The sequence below is a fragment of the Pedobacter faecalis genome (assembly GCF_030182585.1).
Lineage (GTDB): Bacteria > Bacteroidota > Bacteroidia > Sphingobacteriales > Sphingobacteriaceae > Pedobacter > Pedobacter faecalis.
In genome coordinates, this window is record NZ_JARXOW010000001.1 from 2,064,915 (window position 1) to 2,078,516 (window position 13,602).

At 46.5% G+C, this 13,602-nt stretch carries 12 protein-coding genes; 4 read left to right on the forward strand and 8 right to left on the reverse strand.

The window, feature by feature from the left end:
• From QEP07_RS09320 to QEP07_RS09330, 3 genes are all read right to left on the reverse strand, one after another.
• Positions 1–156, reverse strand: coding sequence for a hypothetical protein (locus tag QEP07_RS09320; RefSeq protein ID WP_285009721.1), 156 nt, complete (start codon positions 154–156; stop codon positions 1–3).
• Positions 157–260: 104 nt separating this feature from the next.
• Entirely contained in the window at positions 261–1,064 is an 804-nt protein-coding gene (locus QEP07_RS09325; RefSeq protein WP_285009723.1) for an SDR family NAD(P)-dependent oxidoreductase, read from the reverse strand.
• 212 nt (positions 1,065–1,276) lie between these two features.
• Positions 1,277–2,500 carry a WcaI family glycosyltransferase gene (locus tag QEP07_RS09330; protein ID WP_285009724.1) on the reverse strand — a complete coding sequence of 408 codons (1,224 nt, stop codon included), beginning with the start codon at positions 2,498–2,500 and terminating at the stop codon, positions 1,277–1,279.
• A gap of 243 nt (positions 2,501–2,743) precedes the next feature.
• Here QEP07_RS09330 and QEP07_RS09335 point away from each other — a divergent pair, with 243 nt between their 5' ends.
• The 4 genes from QEP07_RS09335 (at position 2,744) to QEP07_RS09350 (ending at position 6,610) form a co-directional block, all read left to right on the forward strand.
• A complete protein-coding gene (locus QEP07_RS09335; RefSeq protein WP_285009726.1) occupies positions 2,744–2,914 on the forward strand; it encodes a YtxH domain-containing protein in 171 nt (56 codons plus the stop codon).
• On the forward strand, positions 2,911–3,210 hold the full coding sequence (locus tag QEP07_RS09340; protein ID WP_256003381.1) for an ankyrin repeat domain-containing protein: 300 nt from the start codon (positions 2,911–2,913) through the stop codon (positions 3,208–3,210). The genes QEP07_RS09335 and QEP07_RS09340 overlap by 4 nt, the downstream gene beginning before the upstream one ends.
• A gap of 235 nt (positions 3,211–3,445) precedes the next feature.
• Positions 3,446–5,032 carry a LamG-like jellyroll fold domain-containing protein gene (locus tag QEP07_RS09345; protein WP_285009728.1) on the forward strand — a complete coding sequence of 529 codons (1,587 nt, stop codon included), beginning with the start codon at positions 3,446–3,448 and terminating at the stop codon, positions 5,030–5,032.
• 9 nt (positions 5,033–5,041) lie between these two features.
• The gene (locus QEP07_RS09350; RefSeq protein ID WP_285009730.1) at positions 5,042–6,610 is read left to right on the forward strand and encodes a glycoside hydrolase family 76 protein; all 1,569 of its coding nucleotides are present in this window, start codon (positions 5,042–5,044) and stop codon (positions 6,608–6,610) included.
• A gap of 97 nt (positions 6,611–6,707) precedes the next feature.
• On the opposite strand, the gene QEP07_RS09355 is transcribed toward QEP07_RS09350, so the two are convergent.
• From QEP07_RS09355 to QEP07_RS09375, 5 genes are all read right to left on the reverse strand, one after another.
• On the reverse strand, positions 6,708–8,336 hold the full coding sequence (locus QEP07_RS09355) for a hypothetical protein (protein WP_285009732.1): 1,629 nt from the start codon (positions 8,334–8,336) through the stop codon (positions 6,708–6,710).
• Between the two features lie 12 nt (positions 8,337–8,348).
• Positions 8,349–9,068, reverse strand: coding sequence for a hypothetical protein (locus QEP07_RS09360; RefSeq protein ID WP_285009734.1), 720 nt, complete (start codon positions 9,066–9,068; stop codon positions 8,349–8,351).
• A gap of 173 nt (positions 9,069–9,241) precedes the next feature.
• Positions 9,242–10,717 carry an undecaprenyl-phosphate glucose phosphotransferase gene (locus tag QEP07_RS09365; RefSeq protein ID WP_285009736.1) on the reverse strand — a complete coding sequence of 492 codons (1,476 nt, stop codon included), beginning with the start codon at positions 10,715–10,717 and terminating at the stop codon, positions 9,242–9,244.
• 85 nt (positions 10,718–10,802) lie between these two features.
• Positions 10,803–12,194: an undecaprenyl-phosphate glucose phosphotransferase gene (locus QEP07_RS09370; RefSeq protein WP_285009739.1), complete on the reverse strand. Its 1,392-nt coding sequence runs from the start codon at positions 12,192–12,194 to the stop codon at positions 10,803–10,805.
• Positions 12,195–12,691: 497 nt separating this feature from the next.
• Entirely contained in the window at positions 12,692–13,594 is a 903-nt protein-coding gene (locus tag QEP07_RS09375) for a nucleotidyltransferase family protein (RefSeq protein WP_285009740.1), read from the reverse strand.
• Between the last annotated feature and the right edge of the window lie 8 nt (positions 13,595–13,602).

Here is a 13,602-nt window from a genome sequence, read left to right on the forward strand (position 1 = left end):
TTACAAAAGTCTGAGAAGATAATCCGGACGTTTACGTTTGATTAACTTTTTAACCGGGACGTTTACTTGCCCCGTGCCTTTATGTACGGTAAGCAGGGGAACTCCGGCCTTATCAAGAACCTCGGTCGTGTTACTTTTAAGTTGTTGCGCTTTCATAGAAATCAGTTGTGAGTTGTATTAACGCAGCACAAAAGTTTTTGTTTACCAGCCCGCGTGATTAACGTAGTTTTCCGCCTTGGTGCGTACTTTACAGCACTTTGTCAGCTTTTCTCCGGGTCTACCGGCTTTTGCTGCTGGTGCATATTGTGTGCAGCCGCACTATCGGACAGTACATTGCTCATGGCCACCTGTATTTTATTCTTCAGGCCCGATGTTACCTTGTCTTTCCCACTCATTAGTGCTTCATAGCCGTCCTTCGCCACATCTGCCGGATCAGACATGGCGTCTTTATCCTGAACTATCGTGCTGCTTTGCATATCGGCCTTATTGAAAAAGTCGGTATCTGTAACGCCTGGAAGTAGTGCGGTAACCGTGATGCCTGTCTCTTTCAGCTCCTCCCTGATGCCTTCCGAGAAAGAGAGCACGAAAGCCTTGGTACCATGGTAAACGGCCTGCCATGGTCCTGGAACCTTACTGGCTATAGAAGCGACGTTCAGGATCTTGCCGGCATCCTTTTGCAGCATGTCTTTGAGGAACAGTTTGGTGAGTATAACCAGGGAGGAAACGTTGAGCTCTATGATATCAAGCTCCCGCGCTAACTCGTTGTCCTGAAACAGCCCATACACACCCTGACCGGCATCGTTTACCAGTACATCTATGTGTATCCCCATGGATTTAACCTTTTCGTGTACGGCAAAGGATTCGTCGCGGTTAAACAAATCTGCCGCAATGGCGTGCACCTGCACCCCCTGCGCACGGAACTCTTCGGCTTTGCGGTCGAGCTCCTGCTGATCGCGTGATACGATGACGAGGTTGTAGCCATCGGCAGCAAACAACTTTGCCAATTCATAACCGATGCCGCTTGTAGCGCCCGTAACCAGGGCAAATTGATTTAATGTTTTCATATTCTGATAGGTAGACTGCAAAAAGAACAGTGTACATCACAGAAAAGTTTACGAAAATTACGTGGAGTTGCGATTGACCTGAGTGATCTGAAATAATAAAGGGAGTTGAAATTAATCTCCTCCCCTTATAATCATCCCTATTGTTATAACAAATATAACATGTTTATTTCAATTGCAAAAAAAATAATTATTTATTTTCGCGCGGCCCTGCCTTACAGGAGTGCGTTAATCTTTTGAAGGATAACCTCCCTGCTCAGATTTTGCTCCGCATAGTCGCGTGCATTCCTTCTGATCTTGCTGAAATCTGAGCTACAGCATCTTAGTATTGCTTTAGCCAGTGCTTCATCGTCTTGTGGCGGAACCACCAGGCCCATCTTATTTTCTTTGATCACCTTATACAGCGAAGTACCGGGATGTGTGGTTACGATGGCAAGTCCGCCTACCGACAAAATGGTATTGAGCTTAGATGGCATCACCATATCAGCCTGGTCTTCCTTGTGCAATACGAGATGGACCGTCCCGATATTGAGAAAGTTATTGAACACCCGGTTTGATTGTACCGGCAGAAAAGATACGTTGTTCAGGTCCAGTTCGGCGGCCATCCTGACCAGCCGCTCCTTGAACGGGCCGGTGCCGCAGATGATGAACTTGATATGTGGCTGGTCGCGCAGCCGCTGGGCCACCCTTAACAGGCCGTCGAGCCCCTGCTTTTCACCGATGCTCCCCGAATACACGACGAGTTCATCGGCAGAAGAGAACCCCCATCTGCGCTTCAGGTTGTCGGCATTTACAACCGGATAGTAACTTATCGTATCTACCCAGTTTGGAAACAGCGACACGGTTTTGCTTGTCTTCTGTTCCACCTTCTTCCTCATTCCTTCGGCCACCGTGCTGATATGGTCCATAGCGTTGAGCATATGCCGCTCAGCTTTTAGCAGCCAGGACAGCAACCGCCTGGAGCGTATCATACCCAGGCGCTGGGCCGACTCAATCTGAAGGTCCTGGATGTGGTAGGTTACCGGCGTACCTCTCACCATCCGGTAAAACAAGCCCAGGTAGCCAAGATGAAAAGGCGGCGCTATCACAAAGGTCATATCGTAGCGCTTCTTGAACAGCAGCCGACAAATCATCAGAAATGCAGAAAGAAAGAAGGTCAGTTCGTGCAGCGCACGCTTAAAGGCAGTTGGCCTGGAGGGGATGTACATGGGGCAGCGATACAGGGTGATGCCTTTGGACGGCCTCTCCTTCCGGTAGCTGAGCCCTGAAGTGGGCTGCTGCAGTTTCCATTGGGGGTAGTATGGATAGGCGGTAACCATCGTGACCTCATAACCCTTTTCGGCCAGCCAGGAGAGCATCTCCCCGGTGTATTTCCCTATTCCTGTAGGCTCTGGTAAACTGTTGATCCCGATGACCAGAATTCTCTTTACATTACTCATCCCTGAGGTTATTTGGATAGCGTTTTCCCCATCTTGTTCATAAAAATGCCCCGACCATGCCAGGCAGAAGGCAGCATATGGCCGATGCAAGCGCTTAGAACGTCGTTTTACCCGTTTAGTTATCTTATAGTATGCAATTGCAGTACCAATTGCTAAGTAGCTGTCCTTACGGTAAATAAATTTGAAAATCCAAAACAAAATCTGCGGCTTTAAGGTTTATACGGTAATCAAAACCTTAAAACTATGGGACTATTAAAAACAGCCTTAATTGGCGCCGCGGTATATGGCGCTATTAAATATGTAACCAAGAAAGATGAGAATGGCAGATCCATCGCAGACAATATCAAAGAAAAGGCGCCTGAATGGATGGAGAAAGCCCGGAATATGAATACGCAAATGAAAATGGGCGTATGACAAACACATCTCAAGTGATTATCCACGCGGCAAGACAGGGCAACCTGGACTTGCTTAGCGAGTTGATACGCATGGCAACAAACGTAAATGCGCGTGATGAACGGGGCCTTACCCCGCTGATCAATGCCTGTTATCATAACAAGTATGCGGCAGCAAAACTGCTTATTGATTCCGGAGCAGACGTTAATGTGGTTGACGGCGCCGGACAAACAATTTTGATGGGTGTCGCTTTAAGAGGGCATGCAGATATAGCGCAACTGCTTATTGACAGTGGTGCGCAGCTGGAACATGCCTGATCGGGACATTTAAGATCTAAGCATATGTAATCGCCCCCAGTGGGGCGATTTTTTTTTACTCTTTTTTTGTATATTTATCACGCAGCCTGTCCCAAACAGGTTGCTATAACCAAATTTAGCCTCCTAACTACCTGATGAACCATACCCGATATTGTTCTTCTCATGCTATTTCTGCGTCTGCTAAGCACGCACTATCCTGCGCTATTCAATTAACCAATATATCAAACCAAAAACTATGCTTAGAAAAAATCATCTATTTTTCCTATTGCTCATGCTTGCCGGAGCGGCAGGCTGTTCAAAAAAACAGGAGGAGCTTCCGGTTGTAGACCTAAATCTCGACAAAGCGAAGCTGGCCCTTCTTCCCAATCAAAGCGCAGAAGTAAAAATCGAGTCCGGAAATGGCGAATACACCGCCGTATCATCAAGCCCTGATGTCGCTAAGGCGACCGTATCGGGAAACACCATTACCGTTACTGCGACGACTACGGCCGACCGCGCCAATGCTGTTATTGTGGTAACAGACAAAATGTTTAAGCGCAAGAGTATCGACGTGGAAGTAGCGAAGTTGTTTGAGCTGACGCTCGACAAATCGGAGGCCGCGCTTGAAGTGGGCGTGGCAGGTAAGGACCAGATTACGCTGAGCGTGAACAGCGGGAATTATGGCTATGAGACTACTTTTATTGAAAACGCGGAGCAACTTATCCAGATAGATAAGTCGAAGCTCGAATCACACGGTAAGCTTGTGGTGAAAGCCCTGGCCGCCGGAACGGCAAAACTTAAGCTGAGCGATGCCAAAGGTAAGGAAAAGACGCTGACCTTCACGATCACTGCGCCAAACCAGGTAACGGTCGACAAAGCCAGTGTAACCTTCGAGCAGATCCAGGCAAAAACGGAGGTCAACATCACCAACGGAAACGGGGGCTATAAAATTTCTGTGGCCAACCCGGCCATCGCCCGCGTGGCGCTGAATGGCACTAAGCTTTCCATTATGGCTAAAAGCGCCGGTACCACTGCCCTGAACATTGAAGATAAGAAGGGACAGAAGACCGTAGTGAACGTAACGGTGTCGGCATCCGAAAATGCAATGAACCTGGGTACAGACTACTTTGCTTATGCCAATTTCTCCGATATCGCGGTGGTGGACCAGTCGGTGAAATCCCTCAAAAAAGCTACGTTCGAGATGACCTGTAAAATCGATAGCTATCGGGGACTGCAAACTTTCATGGGGCTGGAGGGCAACCTGATCATCCGCGGTAAGCACGACAGTCACCTGCCCACCCATCCTATACAGATTGCGGGGCTGGGCGACAAGATCATGCTGGAAAGTAAAAGGAGTTTCAATCTGAATGAGTGGATGCACATTGCTTTGGTGGTGGATTGCGACCAGGCCGATGTAAAGAATAAATACAAGCTTTACATTAATGGGGTGGAAGACGAATTGGTAGTGGTGAACCAGACCGAAACGCATACGGCGCTAGACCTGACCAGCAGCGGAGACGGCAAAAGATTCCAGATAGGCCGGGCATTTGGTCAGGATTTCAGAGCGATGCGCGGCACGGTAGCTGAAGCGCGGGTGTGGACGGTGGCACGCAGCGGTGCCGAGATAAGGGCCAACATGTGCGACGTAGGTGTTACGACACCAGCCGGCTTGCTTGCTCGATGGAAGTTTTCGTCGGGACTGGAAACAGGATTCATCCTCGACAGCAACAGCGGCAAGTATGAAACCAACCTGATTATAGCCAATGCCAAAGCAAACGGCAGCTACACGCAGGTTAAGGCACCTGCCAGCGCATTTGTAAGTAAAGGATGTCCAAACCAATAACCTCGAAACATGAAACATATATATATACTATGGGTAGCCCTTGTACTCTCGGCTACCATCCTATCCTGTAAAAAAGGCGGGGTTGCCCCGCTTCCTGAAGATAACATCGGGACTACGATCAGCCCTGTAGCGCAATTGAAAGCACAGGCGACCACCGAAGAAAATGAGCTGGCCTTGAGCTGGACAAATCCGGAAGATGAACACCTGATGAAAGTAGAGATCAGTTATAGTCCGACCGCTACACCGACGGCAGCTTCGCCTAACCCGGTACTGGTCGACGCCGCATCGGGCGCACAGGCTACACTCAAAATAAAGCTCCCTGTACATGCAAAATATACAATCAGGGCGGTAACCATCAACCGCGCCGGTGTAAGATCGGTGCCCGCCACCGTAGACGCAACGCCGTTTAAGCCCGGCACAGTGGTGGAGCCGGAGCCTGAGGATCTGGCAAACCGGTTTTTAAAGCGCACGGATACATTAATGACTTCATTGGTGGCTCACTTCCTGGAGGGTAAGTCTATGGACATGTGGACGAATAACTACCCTTATAAAGCCGGTGACTTTTGGCAGAATGCTGCGATGGCTTGGGGGCATGGCGCTGCGTTTTCTGGCTATGCAGCATTTAAGGAAGCCGCTGAAGGAAAGACTGAATATAAAACCAAAATTCAGAATTTGTATGATAACCGCTTGCTGACCAGCATTGATAAGCTGCGCAACAGAAAGAATGGCAAGGCCGAGGCTTATGCGGTATGGCCTGGCGATGGCGATGAGCGCTTTTACGATGACAACATCTGGATAGGTATCGACATGGCGGATCTGTATATGCTGACAAAAAACCAGAAGTACCTGGATCGGGCAGAGATGGTGTGGACTTTCGTGCTTGAGGGTACCGACAATGCCATGGGCGGCGGGGTGTACTGGAAAGAATATGGCGACAGCAAGAACACCTGCTCCACAGCACCAGCGGCTGTATTGGCGGCCAAACTATACGAAGCAACCAAGAAACCGGCATACCTGAACAGCGCAAAGTCCTTGTATTCCTGGGTAAAGCAACATCTGCAAGATCCTTCAGACTATCTCTACTGGGATAACGTGAAGCTATCGGACAAAAACAACCCGAATTCAACGCTATTGGTAGACAAAAGCAAGTTCAGTTACAATTCTGGTCAGCCCATGCAGGCAGCTGCATTACTGTACAACATTACGAACGAACAGCAATACCTCACGGATGCGCAGAATATTGCAAAATCGGCCTATAAGCGTTGGTTCATTCCGTTCAACTCTTATACGATCGGTCAGTCGTTCCGCATTCTTGCGCCCGACCATGTGTGGTTTCAGGCCATCATGTTCAGGGGCTTTATCGAGCTGTACAAAATCGATAAAAACCGGACATACGTTTCTGCCTATGAGAAGACGATGGAAAATGCATGGCGATCAAATGCCCGCAACCGCGGTACCAATATGATTAATGATGACTTCAGAGGCGGCACTACGCAGACCAGCTGGGAGATCTTGTTCCAGGGGGCATGTCTGGAAATGCTTGCCAGACTCGCAGCGCTGGAGCAGCAAGGTTTGTAATAAGCTTTAGTTGTCTAATCATCCGCTCTCGGAGTGGACATAAAAAAAGGTGCTTCCCGCGGGAAGCACCTTTTCTATTTATTATCTCTGCGAAAGCTTAGAAGTCTTTACAAGCTTCGATCAATAGCATTTTGTTGTATTGAGGACTCTTAGTTCCAAGGAAGTCGTTCTCTCCAACTGTAGTCGACTGATCAAGATCAGTGATTGTACGGTTGTCTATCACCTTAACCTGGTTTTTCCAGGTAGCACGGAAATCATAGCTTGAGCCAACTTTTAACAAAGTAGTTTTAAGCGTACCCGCTTCTGCAGTACCTAATAACTCAAATGCACCATTGGATTCAGCTGGCCTGTAGAACAGGTCAAAGTTAGGCACAATGATCTGACCTTTTCCAGGACAGTTTACGTTCAACAATAATGAGATGTTCTCAACCGGAGGACCTGTCGGTGCGCCCAGTACGATCTCGAAATCACCCATAGAACAAGCATCTGCAATTCCACCCTGAGCCAGTACTTGCCCTGTTGAATTGATCACGCGGTATTTCAAAGGTATTCCAGCTGGAAGTCCGTCTAACGGCTCGACCTTGCCATTGCTGATAATGATGGTCTCAACAGCAAGACGGTCGGTTTGCGTATCATTCCAGATCTCTACAGTCATCGGCTCAGTACCCATGTTCATCCATGGTGCTACAAAAGTTGCTTGAGGAATACCGCAGGTAGCTGGTCTCTCAATATAGTCACCAATGAAAAATACGGTTAAGTGGTTTGTCTGGAAATTTACAGTAGGTTTACCGTTAACCATCGCTACAGTGCCTACTCCTTCGTAAGTAAAACGTCCTGTTTCTGTCTGATAACTGAAAATAGAAAGCTGATCACCAGCTTTTACCGGAGTGCCGGTACTCTGAGGCATAAATTCAGGATCTACCTGGATAGAGACAGTGATCGGCGTACTGAATTGCTTGATCTCCACACCACCTATAAACATCCTGATGTCGGTGAAACCAGCAGGAAGGAAGAAAGCATCTCCTGTATTACCTCCAGGCAATACTACATCGTCAGCACTTAATTTCCCACCAGGGAACAATGTTAATGCAGCAGGCTCGTCAGGGTTGATATTGATGATCTGTGCAGTAAGCGTAGATCCTGTCAACGTTGTGCCGTTAGCTGCCTTAAACTGAGTACCGGCAGGGATGGTTACTGTAGTAGTTTCTTCAACTGTAGCCGAGGTAGGCGTAGTGAAGGTAAGTGGAGCAGCTGGTGTACCATTAGTAAGCGGCGCGTCAGCAATCACTACAGTCGAAGCCGGACTTGGTGCAACTGTTTTCAGCATAGTAACGTTAACGATCTGCTGGAACTGGTTGAACAAAATAGTCATCGGTATACGCTTAGGCTCGTATCCAGGTGCAGTAATTAACACATCGAAAGCCAAATCCTTGTTTGCTGTAGGTACATCTTTAGGAGTTACCCCGATAGTAACAATACCAGCAGGCGCATAAATTTTCTTAGTACCAGAGAAATCATAGATACTTGCTGCATCCTGTCCTTCAACTGTTACGTTGATATTGCTCGGTAATTCCTCACCCGTTGAGCTTTTCAGGATAAGCGTAGCTTTATATTTGATCACATCGGCATCAAATATAATGTTCATCTCGCTTGCCGGGTTCTTGCAACTGTTAAAGAGGCAAACTGCGGCAAGCAGAAAGGTAAAAATTTTCGTCAAGTTTTTCATATTGTAAATGTATTAAAGGGCAAAATTAAAATTGATCTGAAGCACCGGCATAAATCTGTAGTGCGACATGTTCTCACGGAACTGCGCTTCGTTCTCGCTGTTATAAGCAAGCATCTTGCTTCCTGTAAGTGTTACGTCAGGCTTACCCAGGTAATAGGTACCTATGGCAAAACCCACGTTAAACTTGTTTCTTGGGAAAACATGGTCAAAACCGAATCCCAGGTAAGGGGCAACATTGTTCCATTTTACAGTTCCTGTCAGCTGACCAAGATCATCGCTCGGGATCAGGATATCACCATACTTGTAGGTACCTTTATAGCTCACTACCGCATCACCTTCAGCTTTCCAGAAATACCCGGCACCTGCCGTAACCACGATTTTGCGTGAAAGGCTTGTTTCAGCAAGGAAAGGATGCCAGTCAAACATGACGTGGGCATTGCCGAAATCAACATCAAAGTCAACATTCGTAGGCTGTGTACCAACACTATAAACAAAATCTCCCTTAACAGGCAAAATACTCGCGCCACCACGTACGGCAAAAGCTGGCGTAGGTGCGTATTTCAATTCCAGACCAACACCCTGAGTGGCGATGTGTGCGCTGATGTAATATTTGCTCCGTGCAGCGCTGTCAACCGGCGTACGCATATCCTGTTCGCTGCTTTCCTGTGCCTGCACACCGAATCCTGTCAGTAATAGCAAGCCTAAACATAATGATGTAAGTTTTTCTTTCATAAGCTAATTTTTAATAGGGGTATCTTGTTAATTTTAAAGGTTACTTATTGTATAATTCACACTAATACATAAACTCCGCGCTAATATAGTCATAATCACTGCATTGTGTTGAGTTTAATGTTAACTTTTTTCCAAATTCTGTTAAATTTATCTACATATCCGCCTCAAACGCATCAATAAGCATTTTTATGTCCTGCAAAAACCTGCCAGACGGTTAAAAACGCAATTTTCAAATCCAAAAGCATAGACCAGTTCTCCAAATACCATATATCGGCCGACACCCTGGCTTCCATAGAGCCTTCTTCAGACGTTTCACCCCTGAATCCGGTAACTTGAGCCCAGCCCGTAATCCCCGGCATAATAAAATGCCTGACCATAAATCGGTCTATCATTTCCGAGTAAGCATCCGTATGCTGCAGCATGTGCGGCCGGGGTCCAACCACAGACATATGTCCGACAAACACATTGAAAAACTGTGGCAGTTCATCTAAGCTCGTCCTTCGCATAAAAGCTCCCAAGCGGGTTATCCTGTGATCACCTTTCACCGCCTGACGCTTGTCGCTGTCTTCATTTACCCGCATACTCCTGAATTTCAAACAGAAGAACGGCAGATTGTCTTTTCCTGAACGCAGCTGTTTAAAAAAAACAGGCCCTTTCGAATCAAGTTTAATCAATAAAGCCAGCAAAGGAACAGCCCAACTAAGTATAAACACAATAACTAAGGATGAAAACACGATATCAAACACGCGCTTAGCCATTTTGTTTTGCATTAATTCAAGTGGCTCCTGCCTTGGGCTTATCACAGGAAAATGGCCCAGCATACGCACATTAACGTTCTTGTGAAAATGATCCTTAACGTCGGGCACAAGCCTGAACCGGATCATCTCCCTGTCTGCCGCAAGCATCAGTGCTTTTATCTTACTCTGGGCCCGATCTGGCAAGGCACAGTAGATCTCCTTAATACCATTTTCTTTGGCGTAGGCTATGCAGTCGTTAACCCCGCCCAGCACCCTAACGTCGCCTGCCTGGAGGTTCGGTTTATCATCAAAAAAACCCATCACCCTTAGTCCAAGGTTTTTCCGGCTTTCCATAACCTTCTCCAGTTCCACCCCAACGGGTCCCGCTCCTACAATAATTACCTTAGTGTTTTCTACCAGCGTATCGCGATGCGCCTTCCGGAAAAGAAGAAAAGCGATCTTCCCCATCACCAGGGCCGGTGCAAAGATCAATGCTGCATAAACAATCTCTTTCCGGTCAAGATCAAACTCCTTCACGTAAAAAGACAGGCAACTTACGCCCAAACCAAAGAGAAACAGGGTAATTATCGTCTGCTTAATGGTTGGAATCGCCTCTTTAGACACCGCATGCCTGTATAGTCCCGTTACCCGGGTCAGATACATCCATAATAGGTTTATCACCACCATATGCATCGTGTTCAGCGGCTTAAGTGCGTCCAGATCAAGAAGAAAATAAACCAGGTAAGCAGACGCATTAAGCAGGACAAGGTCCAGAAACACACCGATGATCTTATAAATAAAGGTATACTTATCTGCTATAGACGAGCTAAAACTTAGATGATCTATCTTACTTGCCGGTGGTGATAGTACCAGCGAAGCTGCGGAAGACCAGGTATAAGAAGAAGAGCTCACAATAAAAAACTACTTTATTCGTTATCAAATGTTTAAGATGGCAAACTTAACCAAATTAATCCGATAAACAAAACTTCCGGAAGTGTTAATATGCGTTCTCCTCTCCCTTGAGCATATTAATCACCGTCATAAAAACAATCTTCACGTCGAGCATACCTGTCCAGTTTTCCAGGTACCAGATATCAAACTCCACGCGTTTACGCATGGCGTCATCTTCCTTCGTTTCACCGCGGTACCCGTTTACCTGCGCCCAGCCTGTGATGCCAGGTTTAGTAAAATGGCGGACCATGAATTGGCCTATAATTGCTTTGTACGCTTCTGTATGGCTCAGCATATGCGGGCGTGGACCAACTACACTCATACTTCCATAAAACACATTGAAAAACTGAGGCAATTCATCCAGGCTTGTTTTGCGCAGGAAACGTCCAATTGGAGTGATCCGATCATCGTCTTTCGTAGCCTGCTTCTTGTCGCTGTCTTTATTTACCTTCATGCTCCGAAACTTGTAACACCAGAACGGTTCATCGTTCCGGCCACTGCGCAATTGCTTAAAGAGCACCGGGCCTGGACTCTGCAGTTTAATCAGTATTGCGATAATCGGATAAAGCCAGCTCATGATAAACACAATAACGAGTCCGCTAAAAATAACATCAAAAGCCCGCTTCTTAAAACGGTTGCCCATAATTTCCAGCGGCTCGTTGCGCAAGGTAATCACAGGGAACTCACCACCCATATAATTGATCGTATAGGGGGCGGCTAGGGTACCTGCAATGTCGGGGATAAACTTTAAACGCAGACATTGCTTATCAGCCTCGCGCACCAGATTATGAATATGCGACATCCGGTCGGGCGGCACTGCAACATAAAGATCCTGCACGCCATTTGCCGCAGCCTGTTCCATCTCGCTAACCACATCCTCAGAGAGCATTCCCGTTTTATAGTTAAATCCACTGCTCGTATTGCCCACAAATCCGTAAAAATCAAAGTTCTTTCTTGCTTTGAGATATTCCGCCAAACGCTGGCCTGTGGGATTCAAACCCATTACCGCAACTTTTTTCGTGACCTTATACTTGTTAATCAGCAAGAACTGCAGTGCCGTGCCTATAAAGCGGTTAAGTATGAAGGAAAGTCCGAGCAGGATATAAAATACCACGATAAAAGTCCGGGAAAATTCCGCGTCTTTCTGGAACATCAGGTATAACGAAAACAAGATAAAGTGCATCAGTACACTGCGCCAGGTACCCCGGTATATCCTTTCCAGTTTACGGGCGCCATATTCGGTGTAGAGTCCAAAAAGCGTCGCATTGAAAAGCCAGATCAAATTGCAGACAACCACATAATGCTTCAAAAGCTCAATCCAGACGTCCTTTCCCAGCAAATTTGTCACATAATAAGCGACGAAATACACCAGGTTGAGCATTAATAAATCAGTGACCGCGAGGATGTAACGTAGAAGATAAAGATACCGTGTCTGCATGTAGCGAATAAAAAATTAAATAAAATAGCTTATCTCATTTATTTTTTTCTGGTTCACAACAAAATTACAAATTTATACCGGCATTTTCAGAATTATTTTCTAGTCGCAATATTATGATATGCTATATTTTTCATGAAAAAATCGTTAATTTTAATTTTGCTAATACGTTTTATTTGTATTTAATGTAATTTTACAACCAGATCATCGAAAGATGTGATTTTTCCTCCCTGTTCGAACAAATTTTACCAAACAATCTTTAATATAACCCTACTGAACATGGAAAAGCATCCAGAACCAACATGGCTGAGTGAGGCCAGGGTATACGCCAAATGCCCAAGATGCAAAACCGGAGACCTCGACACCAGAATTCCCCGTGGATTTTTAGTTAAGCGTCTGCTCGGCCATAGCTTTAAACGCTACAAGTGCAACAACTGTGGCGCAAAAATATATGTAAGGGCATAAAAAAGCCCGCATCAAAGCGGGCTGAGAATCTTGCATTAAGCCCAGAGGTTCTCCGGATATACGCCGTCGTTGACCAGCTTTTGCAGTTCCCCGCGCACCACCGCGGCATCTTCCTTAAAAGTCACACCAAACCATTTGGCCGGTGTAGGAATCATTTTAAGTTCAGCTTTCCCCGCCTTGATACACAGGTCGGCAACTTCCGGAATTAAAAATTCCGCTTTCAAATCAGTTTCGAGATGCTTATCCAGGAACTTGCTGTATTCGCCCTCACTCCAGTTTACAAATTCTGGCGTAAAACAAAAGAAATTCATGCTTACCTTCGTATCCAGCGGCAATTCCTTTTCTGAGTCGCCTTCTTTCGTAATAGCCTTGCCATCTACCTTGTAGATCTCCTTACGCTCAATAATTCCGCTTACATTACCTTCAGCATTCACGCTGATCTCTCCGCGGGTAACTGATCCATTGTCGCTCAAAGTATTCTTTAATAAATATCCCATGCTGGCGTACTTGCCGTCTGTCGCCTGGCTAGTAAGGAAATCATAAGCCAACTTGAAGGACTCATACCCGTAAAAATCATCCGCGTTGATTACCGCAAAAGGACCATCTACCACATCCTTTGTGCATAGCAGCGCATGCTGTGTGCCGAAAGGCTTCACCCGCTCAGCGGGAATAGTTCTACCGCCGCTAAATTTATCGGGCGACTGATACACATAGTCCAATTCAATTTTACCAGACAGCTTCGGCTCAATAGCGGCCTTGAAAGCCTCGGCAAATTCTTCACGAATAATAAAGATCACCTTACCAAACCCTGCTTTAATCGCATCATAAATAGAGTACTCCATAATCGTTTCGCCCGAAGGGCCAAATGATTCTGTTTGTTTGTTACCACCATAACGGCTGGCCATACCGGCCGCCAGAATTACAAGAGCAGGTTTCATTTCAGACA

What these genes read in the sequence shown, in the direction of transcription:
- QEP07_RS09370 (WP_285009739.1), bottom strand. Translation starts at nt 12,194, where the DNA reads ATGCAGACACGGTATCTTTATCTTCTACGTTACATCCTCGCGGTCACT.
- QEP07_RS09335 (WP_285009726.1), top strand. Translation starts at nt 2,744, where the DNA reads ATGGGACTATTAAAAACAGCCTTAATTGGCGCCGCGGTATATGGCGCT.
- QEP07_RS09330 (WP_285009724.1), bottom strand. Translation starts at nt 2,500, where the DNA reads ATGAGTAATGTAAAGAGAATTCTGGTCATCGGGATCAACAGTTTACCA.
- QEP07_RS09350 (WP_285009730.1), top strand. Translation starts at nt 5,042, where the DNA reads ATGAAACATATATATATACTATGGGTAGCCCTTGTACTCTCGGCTACC.
- QEP07_RS09340 (WP_256003381.1), top strand. Translation starts at nt 2,911, where the DNA reads ATGACAAACACATCTCAAGTGATTATCCACGCGGCAAGACAGGGCAAC.
- QEP07_RS09325 (WP_285009723.1), bottom strand. Translation starts at nt 1,064, where the DNA reads ATGAAAACATTAAATCAATTTGCCCTGGTTACGGGCGCTACAAGCGGC.
- QEP07_RS09375 (WP_285009740.1), bottom strand. Translation starts at nt 13,594, where the DNA reads ATGAAACCTGCTCTTGTAATTCTGGCGGCCGGTATGGCCAGCCGTTAT.
- QEP07_RS09345 (WP_285009728.1), top strand. Translation starts at nt 3,446, where the DNA reads ATGCTTAGAAAAAATCATCTATTTTTCCTATTGCTCATGCTTGCCGGA.
- QEP07_RS09360 (WP_285009734.1), bottom strand. Translation starts at nt 9,068, where the DNA reads ATGAAAGAAAAACTTACATCATTATGTTTAGGCTTGCTATTACTGACA.
- QEP07_RS09320 (WP_285009721.1), bottom strand. Translation starts at nt 156, where the DNA reads ATGAAAGCGCAACAACTTAAAAGTAACACGACCGAGGTTCTTGATAAG.
- QEP07_RS09355 (WP_285009732.1), bottom strand. Translation starts at nt 8,336, where the DNA reads ATGAAAAACTTGACGAAAATTTTTACCTTTCTGCTTGCCGCAGTTTGC.